Origin of the sequence: Bacteroides fragilis (assembly GCF_019583405.1) — a bacterium.
GTDB lineage: Bacteria > Bacteroidota > Bacteroidia > Bacteroidales > Bacteroidaceae > Bacteroides > Bacteroides fragilis_B.
On the sequence record NZ_SZUU01000004.1, the window covers coordinates 224178 to 249012 of the forward strand.

The 24835-nt window shown below is 41.9% G+C and carries 13 protein-coding genes; 11 read left to right on the plus strand and 2 right to left on the minus strand.

Translation table 11 applies throughout. From position 1 onward, the window contains the following. The first annotated feature begins 52 nt into the window (after nt 1–52). Nucleotides 53–1105, plus strand: coding sequence for a linear amide C-N hydrolase (locus FDF36_RS10980; protein WP_005781360.1), 1053 nt, complete (start codon nt 53–55; stop codon nt 1103–1105). Between the two features lie 107 nt (nt 1106–1212). On the opposite strand, the gene FDF36_RS10985 is transcribed toward FDF36_RS10980, so the two are convergent. Together FDF36_RS10985 and aroC are read right to left on the minus strand one after the other, a co-directional pair. Beyond that, nucleotides 1213–2577, minus strand: a complete 1365-nt coding sequence (locus FDF36_RS10985; protein ID WP_220391358.1) for a dipeptidase — start codon at nt 2575–2577, stop codon at nt 1213–1215. Nucleotides 2578–2589: 12 nt separating this feature from the next. Continuing rightward, nucleotides 2590–3666 (minus strand): chorismate synthase, encoded by a 1077-nt coding sequence (gene aroC / locus FDF36_RS10990; protein WP_005808404.1) that lies wholly within the window; start codon nt 3664–3666, stop codon nt 2590–2592. Between the two features lie 260 nt (nt 3667–3926). Here aroC and FDF36_RS10995 point away from each other — a divergent pair, with 260 nt between their 5' ends. The 10 genes from FDF36_RS10995 to FDF36_RS11040 all read left to right on the plus strand — a co-directional run bounded on the left by FDF36_RS10995 (nt 3927) and on the right by FDF36_RS11040 (nt 24826). Beyond that, nucleotides 3927–4505: an RNA polymerase sigma factor gene (locus FDF36_RS10995; protein ID WP_005781354.1), complete on the plus strand. Its 579-nt coding sequence runs from the start codon at nt 3927–3929 to the stop codon at nt 4503–4505. Nucleotides 4506–4603: 98 nt separating this feature from the next. Further along, nucleotides 4604–5803 (plus strand): FecR family protein, encoded by a 1200-nt coding sequence (locus FDF36_RS11000; protein ID WP_220391359.1) that lies wholly within the window; start codon nt 4604–4606, stop codon nt 5801–5803. Nucleotides 5804–5931: 128 nt separating this feature from the next. Beyond that, the gene (locus tag FDF36_RS11005) at nt 5932–9384 is read left to right on the plus strand and encodes a SusC/RagA family TonB-linked outer membrane protein (protein ID WP_220391360.1); all 3453 of its coding nucleotides are present in this window, start codon (nt 5932–5934) and stop codon (nt 9382–9384) included. A gap of 29 nt (nt 9385–9413) precedes the next feature. Next, entirely contained in the window at nt 9414–11300 is a 1887-nt protein-coding gene (locus tag FDF36_RS11010; protein ID WP_005781348.1) for a RagB/SusD family nutrient uptake outer membrane protein, read from the plus strand. Between the two features lie 26 nt (nt 11301–11326). Next, nucleotides 11327–12649, plus strand: a complete 1323-nt coding sequence (locus FDF36_RS11015) for a BT_3987 domain-containing protein (protein WP_220391361.1) — start codon at nt 11327–11329, stop codon at nt 12647–12649. Nucleotides 12650–13526: 877 nt separating this feature from the next. Next, the gene (locus FDF36_RS11020; RefSeq protein WP_032541827.1) at nt 13527–16742 is read left to right on the plus strand and encodes a SusC/RagA family TonB-linked outer membrane protein; all 3216 of its coding nucleotides are present in this window, start codon (nt 13527–13529) and stop codon (nt 16740–16742) included. 20 nt (nt 16743–16762) lie between these two features. After that, complete coding sequence (locus FDF36_RS11025) at nt 16763–18604, plus strand: RagB/SusD family nutrient uptake outer membrane protein (protein WP_220391362.1); 1842 nt, start codon at nt 16763–16765, stop codon at nt 18602–18604. A gap of 941 nt (nt 18605–19545) precedes the next feature. Then, nucleotides 19546–20118 carry an RNA polymerase sigma-70 factor gene (locus tag FDF36_RS11030; RefSeq protein WP_165016189.1) on the plus strand — a complete coding sequence of 191 codons (573 nt, stop codon included), beginning with the start codon at nt 19546–19548 and terminating at the stop codon, nt 20116–20118. Between the two features lie 74 nt (nt 20119–20192). Continuing rightward, entirely contained in the window at nt 20193–21218 is a 1026-nt protein-coding gene (locus FDF36_RS11035) for a FecR family protein (protein WP_220391363.1), read from the plus strand. 161 nt (nt 21219–21379) lie between these two features. After that, complete coding sequence (locus FDF36_RS11040) at nt 21380–24826, plus strand: SusC/RagA family TonB-linked outer membrane protein (RefSeq protein WP_220391364.1); 3447 nt, start codon at nt 21380–21382, stop codon at nt 24824–24826. The last annotated feature ends 9 nt before the right edge of the window (nt 24827–24835 follow it).

Genomic DNA, 24835 nt, shown 5'->3' on the forward strand with positions numbered 1-24835 from the left:
GTTTTGTTATCTAAATGCAGATAACAAAACCATTTTAATTAATAAAAAGAGTATGAGAAAGAAAATTATGATGGCAGCTTTGGTTACTATAGCTGTCAATTTGATCTGGGGTGGACAGCCTGCGAAAGCATGTACACGTGCAGTTTACATTGGACCGGATAATATGGTGATTACCGGACGTACGATGGATTGGAAAGAGGATATTCAGTCTAATTTATATCTTTTTCCCCGTGGTATCAAACGTGCAGGATACGATAAAGGAAATACGGTAGAATGGACTTCGAAGTATGGTAGCATTGTGGCTACCGGGTATGATATCGGTACTTGCGACGGCATGAATGAAAAGGGGTTGGTTGCCAGTCTCCTGTTTCTACCGGAGTCTGTCTATACCCGTCCCAATGACACCCGCCCTGTAATGGGGATCAGTATTTGGACACAGTATGTGCTTGATAACTTTGCAACAGTACGTGAAGCTGTTGAAGAGCTAAGTAAACAAACCTTCCGCATTGATGCTCCGAACATGCCTAATGGCTCTGCATCTACATTGCATATGGCTATCACTGATGAAACGGGTAATTCCGCAATTCTGGAGTATATCAATGGAGACCTGATCATCCATGAAGGTAAAGAATATCAAGTAATGACAAACTCTCCCCGTTACGATCTTCAATTGGCTGTGAATGATTATTGGAAAGAGGTAGGCGGTTTGAATATGTTGCCGGGAACCAATCGTTCAAGTGACCGTTTTGTGCGTGCTTCTTTCTATATTCATGCTATTCCGCAGACATCGGATGCGAATATTGCTGTACCGAGTGTATTGAGCGTGATGCGGAATGTATCTGTTCCTTTCGGAATCACAACTCCGGACAAGCCGTATATTTCTTCCACACGTTGGCGTTCGGTTTCTGATCAGAAAAATCGGGTATACTACTTTGAGTCGACTTTGACTCCCAACCTGTTCTGGGTAGATTTGAATAAGGTTGATTTTAGTCCGAGTGCAAATATCAGGAAATTATCTTTGACACACGGGGAAATTTATACAGGAGACGCAGTGAAAGATTTCAAAGACAGTAAATCGTTCACATTTATGTTTGAGTTGCCATGATAAGTCTTACCACAAATAACACGGATTAAAACAGCATTCAATTTTAGGTCGCAACGGAACCTGATTGATATCTGTTTTAATCCGTGTTATTATTTGTGATAAGAAGCTTACTTTTTACTGTATGTCAGATGAAATTCTACAACTGCCTCGATCCCTTTTCTGAATATATCCAGAGAGAAGTTTTCATTAGGCGAATGGATAGCATCCGATTCCAGTCCGAATCCCATAAGTACGGTTTTTATTCCTAACACCTGTTCGAAGGTTGATATAATAGGGATACTCCCTCCGCGACGTACGGCCAATGGTTTTTTACCGAAGGCTATTTCAAATCCTTTTTCTGCTGCCTGATAGGCCGGTAGTGATATAGGGCATACATATCCTTGTCCTCCATGCATCGGTGTCACTTTTACATCCACTGTAGCCGGAGCGATTCGGCGGAAGTAGTCTGCAAAAAGCTCTGAGATCACATGATGGTCTTGGTGCGGAACCAGCCGACACGATACCTTGGCATAGGCTTTTGACGGGAGTACGGTTTTAGAACCTTCACCGGTATAGCCACCCCAAATGCCACAAATATCGAATGAGGGGCGGCAACTGTTTCTTTCCAGGGTACTGTACCCCTTTTCACCAAAAAGCTCTTTTACACCGATGGCTGCTTTGTATTTTTCCTCATTAAAAGGAATATGGGCGATCATTTCACGTTCTGCTTGCGGAACTTCTTTCACGGCATCATAAAATCCGGGGATCGTGATGCGTCCGTCAGCGTCAATTACTTTACTCAACATGCCGCAAAGCACATTAATCGGATTAGCTACAGCCCCACCGAAGTGCCCTGAATGCAAGTCGCGATTTGGACCTGTTATTTCGATTTCCCAATAGGCCAAACCGCGCAGCCCGGTAGTTAATGAAGGAAGATCGGCACCCAACATACTGGTATCTGATACCAGTATGATATCGGCCTTTAGTAGTTCCTTATGCTCTTCACAGAAGGCCTCCAGGCTTGGTGAACCGATTTCTTCTTCTCCTTCGAAAATAAATTTCACATTGTTTTTCAGCAGATTGTATTTTACGAGATACTCAAAAGCTTTTACTTGAATAAATGCTTGTCCTTTGTCGTCATCGGCACCTCGCGCCCAAATATGTCCGTCACGTATTTCCGGTTCAAAAGGTCGGCTTTTCCACAAATCGAGAGGTTCGGCAGGCATCACGTCATAATGCGCATATATCAATACCGTTTTAGCGTTAGGGTCTACTATCTTTTGTCCGAATACGATAGGATTTCCTTTTGAAGGCATAACGATGGCTTCATCTGCTCCGGCTTCGAGTAATAATTGTGTCCAGCGTTGTGCACATGCCAGCATATCATCATGATGTTCCGGTAGTGCGCTGATGCTGGGAATACGGATGAGGCTGAATAAATCCTCCATCATCATCGGTTCGTTCTCTGCAATATATTTCTGAATTTCGTTCACGTTGAATAATTATTAAAGTTGCGTCATTCTATCCAATAAATAATAGTCGAGTATGGTCATTGCTGCCATAGCTTCTACAATTGGTACTGCACGTGGCAATACACATGGGTCGTGGCGTCCCCTGGCTTTCAATGTGGTATCGATGCCGTCGATATTAACAGTTTCCTGTTCCATCAGTACCGTGGCTACCGGTTTGAATGCTACCCGGAAGAAGATATCTTGCCCGTTACTGATCCCCCCTTGGATTCCTCCGGAGTGGTTGGTTCGTGTTTCTATCCGCCCATTATTGTTGTAGAACACATCGTTTTGCTCTGATCCTTTTTGTTTGAGTCCTTTGAAACCGTCTCCATACTCAAAAGCCTTTGCAGCATTGATACTCAGCATGGCATTTCCCAATGCGGCATGTAGCTTACCGTATACAGGCTGTCCAAGTCCGATAGGACATCCTTTGATGACACAAGTCAATACGCCTCCAATGGTATCTCCTTCACCCTTGATTTTATAAATCAAATCCTGCATTTCTTTTGCTTTTTCGGGGTCCGGACAACGCACCGGATTGCTTTCAATCAGGTCAAGGTCGTAATCTGTATAATTGCCCTCCAATTTAATTGGACCTACCTGTGAAGTATAAGCTGTGATGTGAATTCCCAATTGACGCAATGCGAGCTTTGCCAAAGCACCACCCACTACCCTTGAAATGGTTTCACGTGCAGAAGAACGTCCTCCACCACGGTGATCACGGATTCCATACTTTACAGTGTATGTATAATCAGCATGTGACGGACGATATACTTTTTCCAGGTTATTATAGTCGTTTGAATGTTGGTTTTCGTTCCATACGATAAACCCAATGGGGCATCCTGTAGATTTTCCTTCGAAAATGCCCGAAAGAAATTCTACCTTATCAGCTTCTTTGCGTGCAGTGGTAATGACCGACTGCCCCGGGCGACGGCGGTTCAGTTCTTGCTGAACGAACTCCTCGTCGATAGTGATACCTGCTGGAAATCCATCAATCACTCCTCCGATTCCTTTACCATGAGATTCGCCAAAGCTGGTTAGTCTGAAAATATTGCCAAATGAATTGAACATATTGAATAAGGCTTTAAAGTTTAGTATATGCAAATATAACAATAAATTTCAGGAAAGAGTTGTTCTCTTCGGTTTTCCTTCATAAGGAGAGATTGAATTTCGCTGTAATAGATGCCGGCTTTTGTTTGTCCTCTAATTAGTACAAGGAAGAAGATTAGCAATTATAAAGGAATTTTATAGTTAAAAAGAGAGGTTCCTTGACTACCTTTAATGAATTTTTGCTTATTTTGCGCAACTGATGTTGTCAGAAGTCATGCGATATGTATAATAATGATCCCGTTGAGAGTAGTAATGCGAAGTGGCAGTCATTTCTGGAAGGAGATGACAATGCTTATGCATGGCTGTATTCTCAATACGTTCAGCAACTCTATCAATATGGGTGTCGTTTTACTACAGATACAGAGATGGTGAAAGACTGTGTCCAGGATGTTTTTGTGAATATCTACAGACAGAAAGGTAAATACTCTTCTCCCCCTGCCAATATTAAAATCTACTTAATGTCTTCGTTAAGGAATTCTATCTTTAATGTCTTTAATAAAGGGAGTTTACATGACACTTATATCTCTAATATAAATTATGAGTTCGATTTGTCGGTAGAAGAAAAAATTATTGAGACCGAAGATGAAACATCTCAGAAACATACTGTTGCCCATTTGTTGAATACGCTTTCTCCCCGACAGCGTGAAATCATCTATTATCGTTTTTTTGAAGGGCTGGATTACAGTTCTATTTGTGAGCTGATGGGGCTTAATTATCAGTCAGCCTATAATTTACTTCAGCGATCTCTCACTCGATTGCGTGAAATGTATGGTATATTGCCATTTTTCTTTCTATTCTAATTCCTTGTTTTTCAGCTGGTAATAGAAATTCAATAAAAAATCCGCTTTTCACTGAGTAGATTTCAGAGCTCTGTCTGTCTTTTTATAAAAAGAAGAAAATGGAGCGAAATCACTATATACACTATACCGCAGCTGATTTGTTGGACGACGGACCTTTTCTGGACTCAATGCAGCATCCTACGGAACAAAGTGAAGATTTTTGGGCGAGATTGGAGAAAGAAGACGGCGATTTTGCCAAAGAGTTACATATGGCTCGAAGTTTTTTAAAGATTGTAGCCGTAAGTCCTCAAAAGCAGATGACAGACGATGAAGTGGGAATACTTTGGGAACGAATCAGCTATCAGGTAGCGGTTGAGAAAAAAGCGAGAAGAGGAAAAAAACGATTAATTTTCCTGCGTGTAGCGAGTATTGCTGCCTGTATATCAATGTTGGTCTTGAGCAGTTATTTTGTTTTTTCCCTGATTGCTTTTTATGAAGAAAGTTCATTTTACAGTTTGGCCAGTATCTCCCAACCGGATCATAGCGATGACATACAGTTAGTCTTGTCGAAAGGGCAGAAGGTGGTTATGGATGGGAAAGAAAGTAAATTACACTATAAGAAGGGTGGTAAAATAGCCATCAATTCCGGAACGGCTCAGGCAGATGAAGAAGGGGGCGCAGGTTATAATCAGTTAATAGTTCCTTCCGGAAAACGTTCTTTTATAACATTTTCCGACGGGACACGAATAGCCGTGAATGCTAATACCCGTGTGGTATATCCGACAGAGTTTGCGGCACATAGGCGGGAGATTTATGTGAATGGAGAAGTCTACCTTCAGGTATCTCCTGATAAAACCCGGCCTTTCATCGTAAAGACCAATCGGATGGAAGTAGAGGTGCTGGGCACGAAATTTAATGTGAGTGCTTATGATTCTGCAGAGGAACAATCGGTGGTTTTGGTATCCGGTAAAGTGAAAGTGGATACACATAAGCATCCCGAGAAAGTTCTTAACCCCAATGATATGTTAACTTATGATGACCAAGGGAACGAGTTGCGGATAAATACAGTGGATGTGTCTGAATATATCAGTTGGGTAGAAGGCTATTATTGCTTTGAACATGAAAAGATTGAAGTAATCATCGAAAAGTTATCTCAATATTATGGAAAACACATCACAGCTGATTCGGGGCTGATCGGGTTAACCTGTAGTGGTAAGCTTGATTTACGGGAAGATTTATGGGATGTTTTGGAAATGTTAAGTAAAACCATACCTGCGAAAGTAGAGATCAGAGAGAATCATTTTTTATTAACCAAGTAATTTCTAATAGTATGAAACAAGGACCTTAAATTTTTTAAGAAAGGGTTGGATAATACCCTCATATCATCCAACCCCTGATTAGATTAAACTACGTAAAAACAAATTTGTTAATCAAATCGTACAAATGTATGAATAATCATGGAATATTTAGTCCCAATAGGACTAAAGTAGGAACTTTATTATCAATAAAAAGTGTTTTTTTATTTTTGTTATTCACTTTTGCATTCGAAATAGCTTATGCTTCAAGTGTTTACTCGCAAACCAAAGTCTTTACTATGCAATCTGCCGGAAAAACCGTACTACAGGTTTTTAAGGAGATAGAGAAGAATAGTGAGTTTATCATCTTTTACAGGGATGGTGTTATTGACTTGAACCGGAAAGTCAGTGTAAATGTGGTTAATCAGTCGGTCGAAAAAATATTAGAGCAATTATTGGCACATACCGATAATGGATTTACCATTAAAGACCGTCAGATCATTATTTATAAAAAAGAAACTTCCGAATCCGCCTCTGCCCCTCAGCAGAAGGCTAAAATCAAAGTTACCGGAGTCGTTACCGATGCAAAAGGAGAGTCAGTCATCGGTGCAAACGTAGTGGTAAAAGGAAATCCTGCTATCGGTGCCATAACCAATATGGAAGGACGTTATGAAGTCATGCTTCCGTCGGATGATGTGATTTTACTGGTCTCATACCTGGGATATAATACCGAAGAAATCAAGGTGAAAGGACGTCGTAACATCAATGTCGTATTGCACGAAGACTCAAAAGCGCTTGATGAGGTAGTGATAGTCGGTTACGGTAAACAGAAAAAAGAGAGTGTGGTGGTATCCATGAGTTCGATAAAACCCAAAGACATTGTCGTTCCTTCCCGAAGCCTGAATAACAGCCTTGCCGGTCAGGTGGCAGGTCTGATTGCGGTCCAGCGTTCCGGAGAGCCCGGTTATGATAATGCCGAATTCTGGATTCGCGGAGTCAGTACTTTTGCCGGAGGAACTTCTCCGCTTGTACTTGTCGATGGAGTTCCCAGAAATATGAGTGATATTGAACCGGATGAAATAGAAACATTTTCTGTACTGAAAGATGCGGCCGCTACTGCCATTTATGGTGCGGAAGGAGCTAACGGTGTAGTACTGGTGACTACTAAGCGCGGACGGGTTGAGAAGGCTAAAATATCTTTTAAGACAGAACATACGATTTCGTCACCTACTCGTCTTCCGGAATTTGTTGGTTCTGCCGATTATCTGAGCCTGTATAACGAAGCATTGCGCAATGATGGAGAGGGACCTCAATTTTCTGATGAACTGATAGCTCATTACCGTAACAACGATGATCCGGATCTGTACCCTAATACCAATTGGATTGACGAACTTCTTCGTAAGAATACCTTCAGCCACCGTTATACACTCAATGTACGCGGTGGTACGGAAAAGGCCAAGTATTTCGTATCAGGTGCCTATTACAATGAAAGCGGATTGTTCAAGAACAGACCGAATGGGATTTATGATACCAATATCGGTATTGACCGGTTTAACTTGCGTTCGAATATTGATATGGCTGTATCTTCTACTACTACAGTAGGAGTGGATCTTGCCATGCAATATCTTATTAACAATTATCCGGGAACAGGTACCTCCACCATTTTCCGTTCCATGTTGATCACTCCTCCCTATACATTCCCGGCTGTGTACAGTGACGGAACAGTCGCTACTTATGCTCAGGAAAGAGATGCGAATATGCGTAACCCTTATAACTTATTGATGAACTCCGGTTATGCAAAAGAATACAGAACCGGTATCCAGTCAAAAGTAAATGTCAATCAAAAACTCGATTTCATTACCAAAGGTTTGTCTGCCAACCTGAATATAAGTTATGACTATGACAGCGAGATGACTATCCGTCGGGAATATAATCCGACACGATATCATGCCACTGGTCGTGATGAATTAGGGCAATTGATTTTCTCTACGGTTGTATCGGGTAATCCGGATATTCAGGATCCCAAAAACAGTGCGACGTCTGCTGCGAAGAAAATCTATATCGATGCGTCTGTCAACTATAAACGTACGTTTGGAAAGCATGATGTGGGGGCTATGTTACTTTATATGCAGAAAGAGACACAACAGCATGATGTTCCTCTCCCTTTCCGTAAGCAAGGGTTTGTGGGTCGTGCTACTTATGGCTATGACGGGCGCTATTTCGTCGAAGGTAACTTTGGTTATACCGGTTCCGAAGCATTTGCCGAAGGCAATCGTTTTGGCTTTTTTCCGGCAATTGGTGCCGCTTACTATCTTTCCAACGAATCATTCTATACGGAAGCGGTAAAAAAGATAGTTAATAAACTAAAGTTGAGAGCATCTGTCGGACGTACGGGTAATGATAAAACAGGGCAGGAACGCTTTTTGTACCGTCCTACTTTCACGACCAATGCCGGTGGATTTACACAGGGTATCGGAGATACTGGTGGAACTAACGGGATAGGTAACGGTATTGTTGAGGGACGGTTTGCAGCCCCCTATCTGGCTTGGGAAATTGAAGATAAGCAGAATTATGGTTTTGATCTTGGATTGTTCGATAACCGTATTGATATTATTTTCGATTATTTCCGTTCCGAACGTAGAGATATCTTGCTGCAACGCCGTACTGTCCCCCAGTTGGGCGGACTTCGTCAAGACCCATGGCAGAATTTTGGTAAGGTACGTAATCAGGGCGTGGATATGTCAATGAACCTCAATCAGCAGATAGGTAAGCTGAAACTTAGCGCCCGCGGGACATTTACCTTTACGCGCAACAAAATTCTTGAATATGATGAGCTACCGCAGAAATACGATTATCAAGCAGTTACCGGTACCCGGGTTAGCGAAAATACTCTTTATATAGCCGACCGGCTTTATACCGAGGATGATTTTATAGTCAGTACCAATGCCAACGGATTGAAAACCTATAAACTTCGTTCGGAACTTCCGCGTCCTACTTTGGGAGGATTGGTTGGTCCGGGTGATATCAAATACGTCGATGTAAATGGTGATGGTGTGATTGACTCTTACGACCAGGTAAGAGGAGTGGGGAACCCGAGTACCCCTGAAATTATTTATGGATTTGGCCTTAATGCGGAGTACAAGGGGTTCTATGCAAGTATATTTTTTCAGGGGGCAGGCAATACATCTGTTCTTTTGGGAGGAAGTACTTCAGAAGGATGGTACCCGTTCTCCTGGGGTGTCGACCAGTCCAATTACCGTACGTTTGCTTTAGACCGTTGGACCGAGAGCAATCCCAGCCAGGATGTCATTATTCCGCGTTTGCATAGAAACAATGTCAATAATGCCAACAACCGGGTGGCAAGCACCTGGTGGCTGTGCGATGGTTCCTTCTTACGACTGAAAAACATAGAGTTCGGTTATCAGCTTCCTAAGAAGTTTATGGATAAGATTGGCTTTGAGGCTGCCCGTATTTATATTATGGGATATAATCTTGCTGTGTGGGACAAGATTAAGTATTTCGATCCGGAAGCCGGTAATGCCAACGCAGGTTTTAATTATCCTCTGCCACGTACTTTTACACTCGGTTTAGACTTTACATTCTAAAAAGAAAAAACAGATTAATAAATAGAAAGATGAAAAAGCAAAATTCTATATATACTTTGCTGATAGCGCTATTGTGCTGTGTTAGTTCCTGCGACTATCTGGGAGTTTCCGAACAACTTGCGGGAGGTTTGCAGAATACCGAACAGGTATTTGATAACGTATCGTATACAAAAAGATGGTATGCCAATGTTTTTGCCGGTATCCCCGACTATTCGGGAATAAACAGCTTGAATGTGGGAGCTTTCAAGAATCCCTGGACAGGTATGTGTGATGAACTGGTCGTAGGATATGGAAACTCTTCCAAGTACAATAATTCGGATAGAAATGCTTCCAATATGGGATTTCATCGTTATGGCGACTGCTACAAATACATCCGTCAGGCCAATATCTTTTTGCAGAAGGCCCATCCGATCGTGACTACAGGTACTCAGGGTGACCAGTTGCTGGAAGACGAGCTGACGCAGATGAAGGCCAACGTACGTTTTATGCGGGCATTTTATCATTATTTGTTGTTTGAACAGTACGGTCCGATCATTTTGGTGAAGGACAAGATATACGATGCAACTGAAGATCAGGACGTACCCCGGAACACGGTGGACGAAGTGGTAGCGTATATTGATTCCGAACTGACAGCAGTTGCTTCAGAATTGACTCAGGAGCCCATTTTTGAAGATAAGGACCATCGTGCCTGGCCGACCAAAGGAGTTGCTCTGGCCGTTCGTGCCAAGTTGTGGCTGTATGCTGCAAGTCCTCTTTTAAACGGAGGATACAGAGAGGCTTTGGCGGTGACAAATCCGGATGGTACCCGCCTGTTTCCCGATTATGATGCCGGTAAGTGGGAGAAAGCTCTTGCCGCTTGCAAAGACTTTATCGATTATGCCGAGGCCGGAAGATATGAATTGTATAAAGAATATAAAGACGACAACGGTGCTGTCATTGATCCGGACAAGTCTGTATATAATCTGTTTCAGAAGTATACACACGAAATTATCTGGGCCACGGCAAATAATGATTGGGGAGGAATGAATGGCGATGCTTTTGATCGCCGTATCGCTCCGCGCTGTGAAAAAAATGGTTTGGGTTCCACCGGAGTTACGCAGGAATTGGTAGATGCTTTTTATATGAAAGACGGGCTTCCCATTTCGGCTACGGCTTATTTGCCGCAATCCACACTTTATCAGGAAGAGGGATACGGAACTTACAAAGATCAGAATGATAACTTCTCCAAGAAGTATACCAACGTGTCTGTCAGCAACCGTTACCTCAATCGTGAACCTCGTTTTTATAACACCGTTTTTTTCAATGGACGTCAATGGCCTGTGAGCTGTAATCAAGTGTTGTTTTACAATGGTGGAAACTCCGGTGTACAAGAAGGACAGGCCACGCTGACCGGTTATATGCTTTTCAAACGTTTCAACCGTTCAGTCAGTTTGACCAATCCGGGGGTAGCCTCTCAGTTCCGTCCTTCTATTATATTCCGTTTGGCAGATTTTTATTTGATGTATGCCGAGGCAGCCAATGAAGTCAATCCTAACGATGTGAGAGTTTTGAAATACCTCAATCTCGTGCGTGAGCGTGCAGGATTGCCCGGTGTAGAGACCTTGAATCCTGCTATTCGTGGTAATCAGGAGTTGCAGCGGGCTGCTATTCAGCGCGAACGTCAGGTGGAACTGGCTACAGAAGGGCAACGTTATTTTGATGTAAGAAGATGGATGATTGCCGATAAAAACGGAGAAGGTCGTCAGAACGGTTATGCACATGGAATGAATGTGCGTGGCGAACCGAATGATATTGACGATTTCAATCGTGTAGTGGAAGCAAGTCAGATTGTATTTAACCGGAAAATGTATTTATATCCGATGCCTGACTCAGAAATGCGGAAGACCAAGAATCTGGTACAGAATCCGGGATGGTGATTTTGAACGAATAAAAAGACTAACTTATGAATAGATTTAATTATATAGCACTGTCAGCTTGCGTTGCACTGTCGGTAAGCAGTTGCGATGACAGTTTTGATGTAAGTTCCAAAGCCGATGGAGTTTTGGCTGTATCTCAGGAAGGATTCAACACATTGCAATCCTATAATGTAGGTGAAAAGTATACGGCAGATTTATGGATACAACAGGGAGGATTGAAATCAACCGCCAGTGTGGTGAGTTTCTCGGTGGACAAAGCTCTGCTCGATTCGATGAATGCTGCTGATGGAACTTCGTACGAACTTCTGCCCGCCGATTGTTATCAACTGACAAAAGGGACAGTCGATATTCCGGCAGACGAAAGACTGCTGAAAGGTGAACTTACTTACGATCCGGCTAAGATACAACAGCTTTCCGGATACGATCATTTGAAATATGTGTTGCCTTTGCGTGCCACATCCAACGGGATGCCTTTGGTTCCGGGACGTTCTGCTTTGTTATTGGGATTTAAGGTCTCAGAACCGATTGTAACCATTATGAATGCCGGAGTCGAAGAAATCAATCTGGCAGACGTAAAAGAGTTACCTGTACAGATCGGCGTTCCGTTTACCAATAAATGGGAAATAACCTGCCGTCTGGAAAACCGCCAGTCGGTGATAGATGCTTATAACACAGCCAACGGCACTTATTTCAGTATGCTTCCGTCTGATGCTTATGTAGCACCCGAGACCCCGGTTCTTCAGAACGGAGTAAATCAGGTAACAGCAACTTATAAACTGAAGAATGACATCTTGCCGGGAAATTATATGTTACCCGTACAGATAGCAGAGGTAACTTCTGACGCCACTATACGGGCGGATAAGGATACTTATGCTGCTTATAGTATCATAAAAGAAGGAGATAAACTTTCTAAAACGGACTGGAAAATCGTGTCGTTCACTACCGAGGAACCTTCGGGTGAAGGTAGCAATAACGGACATGCCAAACACCTGATCGACGGAAACGCCGAGACCTTCTGGCATTCTCGCTGGCAAGGAGGTTCCGATCCTCTCCCCTACGAGATAATCATTGATATGAATCACCGCGTTAAGATAGCTCAAGTGGAACTCTTGCCACGTGGGCGGGGAAGTAATAATCCGATTAAAGTGGTACGTTTTGAAGCCAGTGAGGATGGAAACAACTGGGAGTCGATTGGTCAGTTTGGCTTCACCAATCAGGATGCCGCATTGAAATATTATGTAAAATCATCAACGGCACGCTATATCAAACTTGTCATTCCTGATGGGGTAGGCAACGGTACGGTGGCTGCTATCCGTGAGCTGGACGTAAGAGGTACGGTAATCAGCTGATATAAATAAGTAATCATGCGAATCAATAGTTGGGAGAATTCATCCAATTATTGATTCGCATTCAAGAGAACGACAGCCTGATAAGGATAAACAGAATGGGTAAAGATCTTGATATGATGATAATAATATACTGTCGGGCTGTTTTTATGCTACCAAAGATATACCGTCTACGTTCTTTGGTTTAGTAATTATTTTACAATGATTTTCTATAAAAATGTTATTAATATGCAGTTCTGTTTGGAAATAAATAAATTCAAAAGTACTTGAGAAAAGTTCCAGTAGAACTTGGAAAGTTTTATGCGCAATACATGCAGATGCTACTTTTTAGATTGTCGAGTTAACTGTTTTAAAAATACGTAATAAATGATCTATTTTCGTGGCAAATATAGCAATAACTTTAATAAAACTCTTATTTAAGCATGTTTTTTTTAAAATATCGTAATTGTAACTCTGAAATTTCTTTCTTATAAGATGGTTTTCTATACTATTTAATATCAATTATTTGATTTCTTCTTTCCCGATTGTGCATTTTTTCTTGTGGTATATATTGAAGTATACAGAGGTGGAAAATAAGTATATCTCTTTCTCGTTTTAAACTACATTTTACAAATACTCCTTTTCGTCTACATCATTTACCTTTAAGTTCAGTTGTCTTTCTTCTTTTTTAAGTTCTACTGGAACTCTGATAAAATCAGGCGTTTTGTGCAAATTAAAATCAGCATGGTTCAGTATAGATGATGTGTTAACCATATTTATTACGCCTATGAAAACATAAGAAAGACCGAATTTCAAACAGGACTATGCATCGATAGATGGATAGTATCACTTTTTCCTGAAAATTAATTTAAAACCTACACAACAAAAAAGATTTAAGCTTATGAAAAACCTTTTTATGCTAATATCAGTTTTGCCGATGAATGCTCATATTAGTAATGATGCCGATACTGCCGGTGATCGTACCGGGAGGATACCAGAAGAATATGCGTTTAAGAATAAAGTATTGAGATCGATCTGCTTTATTCTGTTTTTATTGTCTTTCGGGCTGAATTCAGTCTTCGCCCAGGTTCATAATACCACCGGACTTGTGGTGGATGAGAACGGTCAGCCTTTGATCGGAGTACAAATTAAGCTGGAAGGAACCACTACAGGAGTTATTACTGACGTAGATGGCAACTTCTCGATAAGTGCCAAGAAAGGAGATATACTTCTTTTCTCGTATGTGGGCTACGAGTCGCAACGGATCACCTACAAAGGTGAAAAAATTCTGGCCATAAAGATGCTTCCCAATACCGAATTGTTGGATGAAGTAGTGGTTATTGGTTACGGTAAACAGAAAAAAAACAGTGTTGTAAGTTCTATTAATGCCATCGGACCTAAGGAACTGGCAGTATCTTCCAATAGAAATCTGACTAATACTCTGGCCGGACAAGTGCCGGGTTTAATTGCCGTTCAGCGTTCGGGTGAACCGGGATATGACAACTCTGAGTTCTGGATCAGAGGTGTAAGTTCCTTCAAAGGAGGTACGAATCCGCTGGTTTTGGTCGACGGCGTGCCCCGTAATATGCAGGATATAGAACCCGATGAGATCGAATCGTTTACTTTGCTGAAAGATGCCGCGGCAACTGCTGTGTATGGTGCCGAGGGTGCTAACGGAGTTATTCTGATCACATCTAAACGTGGTAATTCGCAGAAGCCCAAAATATCCCTTCGTGCGGAATCTACCCTGCTTACTCCGACTCGTTTGCCTAAATTTATGAATTCGGTAGAGACGCTGGAACTGTATAATGAAGCTTTGAACAATGAAGGAACAGCCAGTATACGTACAGCGGAAGAAATTGCCAAATACGGTCCGGGAGCCGATCGTGATCTTTATCCCGACACCGACTGGTTGAAGGAGATGCTGAGAGAGCATACCTATAATATGCGTTATACACTCAATGTAAGAGGCGGGTCCGAACGTGCACGTTACTTTGTCTCCGGAGCGTTTTATCAGGAGAACGGTATTTTTAAAGAAGGCAAGAAAAACGAGTATGACAATAACATCGGGCTGAAACGTTATAATTTACGTAGCAATATTGATTTTGACGCGACGAAAACAACATTGGTGAAAGTAGATATTAGCGGACAATACCTGCAAACGAATTATCCGGGTACAGGCACAAATACAATTTTCAATTCGATGTGTCGCACTCCCTCTTACCTGATGCCTGCTGAATACTCGGACGGAACGATTGCCGGACATCCGCGCCCTTCCGGTAACCGCGTCAATCCATATAACTTATTAGTGAATTCCGGATATGCCAAAGAGTGGAGAACGTCTATCCAGTCGAAATTGGAAGTAAACCAGAAGTTGGATTTTATCACCAAGGGGCTGAATTGGAAAGGTCTGATCAGTTTTGACGCTGATATGAAATATACGGCAAAACGAACCAAGACACCTACTCAGTATCTGGCAACCGGACGTGATGAAAACGGGGCACTGCAATTTAAGAAAGTTGTGGAGGGTAGCGATGTGTTGACCGAGAAACTGGAAAACTCTTCGAATAAAAAAATCTATTTCGAAACGTCGTTTAACTATAACCGGACTTTTGCGCAGAAGCATGATGTGACCGCTATGGTCCTTTATATGCAAAAAGAGACCCAATACCACGACAATGCTTTGCCTTACAGAAAGCAGGGCCTTGTGGGACGTGCCACTTACGGTTATGACGGACGTTATTTCGTAGAGGGTAATTTCGGTTATACAGGTTCTGAGACCTTTGCAAAAGGATTTCGCTTCGGATTTTTCCCGGCAATGGGATTGGCATGGTATGTCAGCAACGAACCTTATTATCCGGAGGCGTTGAAGAAGGTGGTTAATAAGTTGAAATTCAGGTTTTCTATCGGACGTACGGGAAATGATGACACCGGTGGTGACCGTTTCTTGTACCGTGGCACGATGAAACAGGATAATGGAGGGTATAATCTCGGCTTCAGCGATACGGGAGGCATGGGCGGTATTGGTAATGGAATTACCGAGGCCCGGTTTGAGGCTCCTTACCTTTCATGGGAAATTGAGGAAAAGAAGAATTACGGTATTGATCTCGGGTTATTCGACAACCGCATTGATTTGCAGGTAGACTATTTTAATAATAAACGTAAAAGCATTTTGTTGCAACGCAACACGGTGTCCAACGTAACCGGTTTCCAGCAGATGCCTTGGCAGAACTTCGGTATTGTGAAGAATCATGGAGTAGATGCCAGCCTCACCCTTAATCAGAAAATAGGGCAAGTCAACCTGAGTGCACGCGGAAACTTCACGTTTGCCCGTAATGAAATTATCGAGTACGATCAGGTACCGCAGGTATATCCCTGGTTGGAAAAGAAGGGCACCCGTCTCAACTCGAACAAGCTCTATATCGCCGACGGTTTGTATACCTATGATGACTTTATCATCAACGGTGAAGGACTTAATCGCACCTATGAATTAAAACCTGGAGTCGTTTCCGGTCTTTCGAGCGGTGTTCGTCCGGGTGATATCAAATACAAGGACCTGAACGGTGACGGTAAGATTGACAGCAATGACCAAATGGAAGATGTAGGAAATCCCACTGTTCCCGAAATTGTCTATGGTTTCGGATTTAATGCCGAATGGAAAGGTTTTTATGCCGGTATCTTCTTTCAGGGGGCTGGCAATACTTCAACTGTATTGGGAACCGGAGCCGATGCGACCTTCTTTCCTTTCCAGTGGGGAATTGAAGAATCTGCGGTGCGTTCGGTGGTAGCCGATCGCTGGACTGAACAGAATCCGAGTCAGAATGTGATGTTTCCCCGTATGCATAGTAATAATTTCCAAAACAATACGGCAGCCAGTACGTGGTGGCTGCGTGATGCCAGTTTCCTGAGACTGAAAAATATAGAATTCGGTTATAATGTTGATAAGAAGTTATTGAAAAAGTTAAATATAGAAGCATTGCGCTTTTATGTACAGGGAAATAATTTGTACGTATGGGATCGTATTAAGATGTGGGATCCCGAGCAAGGAAACAACAATGGAGGTTTCCCTTATCCGCTGAACCGTACGTTTACTTTTGGTCTTGACTTTACATTCTAACTAAATTAATAATAGTATATATGAAAGTATTTAAAAATTTACCGACCTTCATACTTGCACTTGGATTGAGTGCGACCCTTCTTTCCAGCTGTAAAGATTATTTAAATGTATCTGACGATCTGGCTGCCGAAATGACTATGGAAGAAGTATTTAATAACACAAGTTACACACGCCGGTTTCATCGTTACATCTATACCGGTATCCCCGATATGTCGAATATCATCATAACGGATGCCTATGCCAGCCTGACCGGTTTGGATAATCCCTGGCCGGCTGTTTCAGACGAATTGAAGTCAGCACAAAACAATGTGAAAACGATTCCAACGATAGGCTATCATGCCGGATCGGCCGATTTGTCACGTTGGAGTCTCTACAAGCAGATCCGGCAGGCAAACGAATTCATCGCATACGCCCATGTCATTCCGCAGAACGGAGATGTAGCCGACTTCATTGATGAAAAAGAACTGGCTCTTCTGAAGAACGAAGCACGCTTCCTACGTGCTTATTATCATTATCTGTTGTTCGAGTTATATGGGCCCATTCCTATTATGACCGAAATAGCCGATCCTTCGGCCGCTGACTTGGATTATTACAGAAATTCGGTAGATGAAGTAGTTGCCTTTATTGATAAAGAACTCAATGAATGCTACGACTTGCTACCGGAGAAAGAACTGAATCCGGATGGTACTATTAACAATGAGCGTGCGGCGGCACCGACCAAGGGGGCAGCGTTAGCTATCTTGGCCAAATTGCATGTGTATGCGGCAAGTCCGTTGTTCAATGGTGGTTATTCCGAGGCTGTTGCTTTGAAGGATAATCAGGGCAAACAACTCTTTCCGGCAAAGGATGACACGAAATGGAAAACCGCTTTGGATGCTCTACAACGCTTTATTGATTATTCAAAGGGGCGCTACTCGTTATACCAAGTGATAAAGGATGATGAGATTGATCCGGCAGAATCGCTTTATCAGCTGTTTCAGGTAAGCGTTAACAATTCGGAGGCGGTTTGGCAAAGCAGTAAGAACTCCTGGGGAGGAGTAAATGGTGAAGGCCGTGAACGTAGATGTACTCCGCGTGCTATTTTCAGTGGGTTCAGTTGCGTCGGAGTTCTTCAGGAAGCTATTGATGACTTCTTGATGAGTGATGGTAAAAGCATTGAAGAATCGGGTTTGTATAAAGAAGAGGGCATCGGTGAAGACGGTATACCCAATATGTATAAGAATCGTGAACCGCGTTTCTACCAGGACATTACTTATTCCGGCAAAATATGGCAAAAGACCGATAAGAAGATTTATTTTTATAAAGGAATGCCGGATGACAACTCGAAGGCGGATATGAGTTATTCGGGATATTTACTTTATAAAGGTATGAACCGTGATTTGCTGAATCAGGGCAACAATCCGAAATCCAAATATCGTGCAAGTATGTTGTTCCGTCTGGCCGATTTTTATTTGTTGTATGCAGAGGCCCTGAATCATGTGAATCCGGGTGATGCGCGTATCATCCAGTATGTGGACAGCATTCGTTATAGAGCCGGTATTCCCTTACTGAAAGACATTAAACCGGAAATTATCGGTAACCGGGAGTTGCAGGAGAAAGCCATACGTCACGAGCGCCGCATTGAATTGTTTGCCGAAGGACAGCGTTATTTTGATGTACGTCGTTGGATGTGTGCCGAAGAAGAGGGATATAAACAAGGCGGCCCTGTTCATGGTATGGATATGAATGCCACCGATCTTGAGGGCTTTATGAAACGCACTGCTTTTGAGACCCGTATTTTTGAGAAGCGTATGTATTTGTACCCCATTCCGTTGGCAGAGATACAAAAGTCGAAGAAATTGGTACAAAACCCCGGCTGGTAAGGAAACGTACGTATAATAGGTATCCGATATAGATGAAACCGGGTTGTAGACAGATGGACTTTACATTTGTTTACAACCCGGTTTTTGTGATCATGATTTCAGTTGGTATGCATTATATCGACTTGAAGAGGTGATATAACATGTTTTTATGATCACTTACAATCTGTCATTTTGTATTTTAAAAATGCGTAGAAATGCTTTTTATGGTTCGAAGGAAGATGGGCTGAATAAAAACCCATGGATTTTGAGATAGCATAATTCATGCGTCTTGTGTTTGGACGATATGTTGATTGTAATAAAGGGCTGTTGGTGGATATTGTAATAAAATGAAAGTGAAAGTGTTGTAAATGTTTCAAAAGGCTATTTCTATGATGTCCGTTTGTGATTAGATTGTGGAAGAAAATGCTCTTTTTTGGGGGGCGATTTATTCTATTTTCTACGACGTGATCTTACTTTTTTTTCTGGAAGACAAACATCTTGTAAGCAAGAAGTTAACTTCCTGCTTTCACGATGTTAACTCTCTCTTGGCAAAAAGTTTGTTTTTTATCTTTACGATGTTAACTTCCTGTTTTCTGTTTCCGGATTTTAGGGTATAAACAGACCAAATATTTGCATTTTGTTTGCCGATTCGCTCCTGTTTCACTGTTTTTGGTAAAATGAATAGTTAGCCTAAAATTATTTATTGTAATTTTTTAATACGGATTTTGGAATATTGCTTTCATAATGTCAATCGGTAAGTATGGGTGCGGGCAGTGCTTTCAATGGCTATGGTTATCTAAGACCCTGTTCAGATACCTGTTTTTATGGAGATGAGAAAAACGGTTCGTTTGAAAACCGTCACAACTTATTCCTTACGATTACTAAAACAGTTTCTTAAAATTTTGAGATTATTATTATTATTTGTTACTTTGTCAATGTCTTTTTATTAACTAATGCTTTAAATGAAGAAAAACGCAATGTATTCGAACCTTGAGTCGGTAGAGCAACTGTTTCGGCAATATTATAAAGTGTTGCGGGTGTATGCGTTTCGCTTTGTGAATGATTGGGATGTTGCAGAAGACATCGTTCAGGATGTTTTTGTTGCTTTATGGAATAAGCGTACAGATATTGAATTCGATGGAGCAGTAAAGGCCTATCTTTTTAAGGCCGTCTATAATAAATCTCTCAACTTTCTCACCAGTAAGAAATATACTGAAGAAGAGTCCATGGAATGTTTTTCAGATCAGATCGATGCGTTGCAGATTCAGGAAGATAATCAGGAGAACTCATTATTCATGAAGGAACTTCGGGGTGAAATCGAAGCTTTTGTCGAAACACTGCCTGTACAGGTAAAGAAGGTATTTATACTAAGCAGAAGCTACGGCCTGAAGGTAAAGGAGATTGCTGTTCAACTCGATCTGTCACCCAAGACTGTAGAAAAGTATTTGACCCGTGCTCTGTTGGAGTTGCGTACCCATCTTAAAAATAAAGGTTTAATGAGCCTTTTATTCCTACTCTATCTCTGCTCAAAATAATATTTTTAAAAAAAGTATGTTTTGGAGGAGGGTTTTTTAAATTTCACTTGTATTACTTAATAGAGGAGCTAAAAATGAAGAATGAAATAGGAGACATAAACGAAGTGATTATACGTTTTCTGGATGGTACAGCTACCTGTGAAGAGAAAGTTTTTCTTTTGAACTGGCTGAAACAATCGGAAAAGAACCGGAACGAGTTTGCCGAAGTTCGTGATTTATGGCTTTTAGGCAATACGCTGGCTACTGATGATGTTGAAACGGAAGTAGCACTCGACCGGTTTAGGTCACGGATACAAATACCGGAATCCGGTTCCCGTAAAAGCAGATTTGTTTTTCCGGAACATTTCAGTCTGTTCCTGCGGGTGGCAGCCGTCTTTCTGATACTGTTTGCTGTCGGTTCTGCTTCTTATTATTGGGGTAGCAGTTCGGTTCCGGGGCAGAAGGAAGTCATGAACCGTTTGCTGACTGCCAATGGAAGTAAAGGCCGTTTTGTATTACCGGATAGTACGGTTGTATGGCTCAATTCAAATAGTTTGTTGGAGTATCCGGAAACGTTCAGTGCATCAGTCCGTGAAGTCAGTTTGTCCGGTGAAGCCTATTTTGAAGTGCGGAGAAATGAGCAACTTCCATTCCGGGTGCAAGCCGGAGAAATGAAAGTGGAAGTGTTGGGTACACGCTTTATTGTCGACAATTATCAGCGGAAATCCGGAGTCGAGGCAGTATTGGTAGAAGGTAGTGTGAAGATTGCCGGTTGCAAGATGAACCATTCGGTGGTACTGACTCCGGGGCAGTTGATAAATTATGATAAGAAGAGTGAGCGGACCAAGGTACAGATGGTCAATACGGATGATTATATCAGTTGGATTCAGAATGAGCTGACTTTCGACAATGATAAATTGGCCGATATTATCATTAATTTGAATAAATGGTATGGGGTGGATATTGAATGTCCGTCAGACTTTGCTGAGAAAGTTTTTATGTCATTCTCTGTTCGAAGCGGGGAAGAGTTGGAAGAAATCCTGAAAGCGATGACTTTGGTCGCTCCTATAAAATATAATTGGGAAAATGGTGTTTTACACATTCTTCCCCGAAAGCGATAGAAAACACAAGTATTAACCTTAAAAATTGAATGAAAATATGTAGAAACACACAACCAGACAAAAAAATAGGTAAATGTTGCAGCATTTACCTATCTCAGATTTCTTTTAATCACGTCTCTTGCAGGAGACGCAATTATTTACTTTAAATCTTTTACAAAGATATGAATAAATTTAAATGGAGGAGCTTTTTGAGCTTTTTCTTAACAGAAAGAAACATTCGTTTAGCAAGACTTATGTCTTTTATTATGTTCCTGTTTGTTTTTCAGGGAGTTTATGCTCAGCAGACACGTATTAATCTCCATGTGAAACAAGTTCCCCTGAAGCAGGTTCTTAAATCGATTGAATCGAAGAGTGAATACACTTTCTTCTACAATGATGTGGAAATTGACATGAACCGTAAAGTAACGGTTGAGGCTGATAATGAACGTATTGATGTAATTTTATCCCAAATTCTGCCGGACTGCAAATGCGTAGTGGAGAATAGAAAGATTATCCTGATTCCCGGTGTGGAGAAACAAAATGTCCGGAATGACCACATTGTAAAAATGAAAGAGATAACCGGTACCGTTACAGACGCAAGGGGGGAAACCTTGATCGGGGTAAATGTAACGATATTGGGAACAACTACCGGTGTCATAACCAATATCGACGGCAAATACTCATTGAAAGTTCCGGTAGGCAAGTCGCTTCAGTATTCGTATGTCGGCTATATCACCCAGACGGTGAAGGTAGGCGATAAAACGGTGATGGACATTGTAATGCAGGAAAACAGTAAAGCACTTGACGAAGTTGTGGTAGTGGGGTATGCTGTACAGAAGAAAGTCAACCTTTCGGGTTCGGTAGCGACCGTATCTACTAAAACAATCGAAGACCGTCCGGTACTGAACATGGGGCAGGCTTTGCAAGGTGCCGTTGCCAACCTTAATGTATCTGTCGGTGATGGTGAGGCAGATGACTCCCCTTCCTATAACATTCGTGGTACTACTTCTCTGAACGGAGGTTCTCCGTTGGTAGTCATTGACGGGGTTGTTTCCACCAGTGATCAGTTGAATCGCATGAATCCTGTTGATATAGCCAATATTTCTGTGCTGAAAGATGCCGCATCCTCTGCTATATATGGGTCGCGTGCTGCGTTCGGTGTTATTTTGGTTACAACTAAAAATGGCAGCAATGAAAAACTTACTGTTAACTATAACAACAATTTTGTATTGCGTACCAACACTCGTATGCCGGAAATTATAACAGACCCTTATCTGGTGGCAACTACGAGAAATACAATGTCATATCCGTGGTATAACCTTTATAACGAGGAACAACTGGCCTATGCGAAAAAATGTTCCGAAGATCCTTCCACTTCTCCCTACTTCCTGAATCCGGATGGTTCTTATACTTATTTTGGACGTACAAACTGGGTGGACGAGGCTTACAATGATGTAGGTTTCTCTACGATCCATAATATTGATATTTCCGGGAAAACAGACCGTATCTCTTATTACTTTTCGGGAGGATACAATCGTCAGAACGGTATGTTAAGGTATGGAAACGACATTTATAACCGGTATAACCTGCGTACCAAGTTACAGTTTAAACTGACGGATTGGTGGAGTCTGAGCAGCAATGTGAGCCTGACCACTTCCGATTATGACTATGCGAATGCCATGACCAACACCTATAAACAGATGTACCGTAAAAATCCGATGGATATGGTTAAGAATCCTGATGGAACCTGGACAGATGCCAGTGTGGGTACATTGGGGGCATTGGCCGAAGGCGGACGTGCTACAGACTGGAAAACAAATACAAATATCAACCTGTCTACTAAGATGGATATAGTCAAAGATGTCTTTTGGGTACAAGGAACTTTTGCTTTTGCAAATACCAAGACCAGAAGTAACTGGTATAACCTGCCTGTCACTTATCGCAATGGACCCGAATTGCCTGTCCTGACGTTTAATCCTATTTCTACCGTATCGGATGCTTCGAGCAGTAATTCCGATACAAAGCACATCTTGTTTGATGTTTATGGTACTTTCCAGAAAACATTTGCGAAGAAACACGCCATTACTGCTGTTGCAGGTTTCAATCAGGAAGAGTATAAATATGATTATGTGAAAGCGAATCGTAAAGAGCTGATTTCAAGTTCACTTCCCACCATTAACCTGGCCACGGGAGATATGAATATGTCTCAAAGCATAACGACTTGGGCTTTAAGAGGTGCATTCGCGCGTTTGGGCTATATCTACGACGATAAATATATCTTCGAATTTAACGGACGTTATGACGGTACTTCGCGTTTCCCGAAGAATGATCGTTTTGTATTTAATCCTTCCGTATCATTGGGCTGGGTCATCTCGCGTGAAAAGTTCTTTGAGCCTTTGAGTGATGTGGTTAGTTTCTTGAAGTTGAGAGGTTCTTATGGTAGTCTGGGAAATCAGGATGTGGATGCGTATGCATATCTTGCCACGATGGGATCGGGAAAAATCAGCCAGATACTGGAGAAACAACAGCCGGTATATGTGGGAGCTCCCGGATTGGTAGCCGGTAACTTGACTTGGGAAAAGGTAACTACCACCAATATTGCTGTAGACGCTAATTTTTTCAATAACCGTTTAAGCATAACGGGTGAAGTATATGTACGCCGAACAAAAGATATGTTGACGGCAGGAGTGACACTGCCAAGTGTTTTGGGAACGGATGTTCCCAAGCAAAATGCAGCCGACTTGAAGACAGAGGGTTGGGAATTGACCGTAGGTTGGAAAGATCAGTTCAAATTGGCCGGAAGACCATTTTATTATGATGTGAACTTTAATCTGGCAGATAGCCGTGCCTATATTACGAAGTACGAAAATCCGAAAGGATTGTTGGGTGATTACTATGTAGGAAAAGAGATTGGTGAGATATGGGGGGTAGAGACTTTAGGCTTTTTCACTTCCGAGGAAGATATAAAGAATCATGCAGACCAGTCATGGTGTACTTCCTATCCGGGTACCCGTCCGCTGGCTCCCGGTGATCTGAAATTTAAAGATGAAAATAAAGACGGTAAAATAACCGATGGAGCATGGACACTGGAAGACCATGGTGATTATAAAGTCATTGGTAACAGCCGTGCACGCTATACATTTGGTCTATCGGCCAATGCACAGTGGAATGGATTCGATCTTAGCCTGTTTGCCCAGGGGGTAGGTAAGAAAGATTATTATCCGGGTACAGGCGACCTTTATTTCTGGGGTATTTATGCACAGCCTTGGACAAATATTACCGTGGGTAATATGTACGACCATTGGACAGAGGAAAATCCAGACGCGTATTTCCCGCGTATGAAAGCTTATGTGGCGGAAAATACAGACAGGGAGTGTGGAGTTGTTCAGACCAGATACCTGCAAAATGCGGCTTATGTCCGTCTGAAAAACCTCACCGTAGGTTATACTCTTCCTAAAGTACTGTTGAATAAGATAGGAATTGAACGTTTGCGTATTTTCTTTTCCGGTGATAATCTGTGTGAGTTTTCAGGCTTATACAAACATTATAAGGTAGATCCGGAAAGTTTAGGTAATATTGTTTATCCTCTTCAGCGTTCTTATTCATTTGGTTTAAATCTCACATTCTAATTAAGATAA

Excerpts from the sequence above, each read along its gene's own strand:
- FDF36_RS10995 (WP_005781354.1), top strand. The coding sequence starts at position 3,927 with ATGTATAATAATGATCCCGTTGAGAGTAGTAATGCGAAGTGGCAGTCA.
- FDF36_RS11025 (WP_220391362.1), top strand. The coding sequence starts at position 16,763 with ATGAAAGTATTTAAAAATTTACCGACCTTCATACTTGCACTTGGATTG.
- FDF36_RS11020 (WP_032541827.1), top strand. The coding sequence starts at position 13,527 with ATGAAAAACCTTTTTATGCTAATATCAGTTTTGCCGATGAATGCTCAT.
- FDF36_RS11015 (WP_220391361.1), top strand. The coding sequence starts at position 11,327 with ATGAATAGATTTAATTATATAGCACTGTCAGCTTGCGTTGCACTGTCG.
- FDF36_RS11040 (WP_220391364.1), top strand. The coding sequence starts at position 21,380 with ATGAATAAATTTAAATGGAGGAGCTTTTTGAGCTTTTTCTTAACAGAA.
- FDF36_RS11035 (WP_220391363.1), top strand. The coding sequence starts at position 20,193 with ATGAAGAATGAAATAGGAGACATAAACGAAGTGATTATACGTTTTCTG.
- FDF36_RS11000 (WP_220391359.1), top strand. The coding sequence starts at position 4,604 with ATGGAGCGAAATCACTATATACACTATACCGCAGCTGATTTGTTGGAC.
- FDF36_RS10980 (WP_005781360.1), top strand. The coding sequence starts at position 53 with ATGAGAAAGAAAATTATGATGGCAGCTTTGGTTACTATAGCTGTCAAT.
- FDF36_RS11005 (WP_220391360.1), top strand. The coding sequence starts at position 5,932 with ATGAATAATCATGGAATATTTAGTCCCAATAGGACTAAAGTAGGAACT.
- aroC (WP_005808404.1), bottom strand. The coding sequence starts at position 3,666 with ATGTTCAATTCATTTGGCAATATTTTCAGACTAACCAGCTTTGGCGAA.
- FDF36_RS11030 (WP_165016189.1), top strand. The coding sequence starts at position 19,546 with ATGAAGAAAAACGCAATGTATTCGAACCTTGAGTCGGTAGAGCAACTG.
- FDF36_RS11010 (WP_005781348.1), top strand. The coding sequence starts at position 9,414 with ATGAAAAAGCAAAATTCTATATATACTTTGCTGATAGCGCTATTGTGC.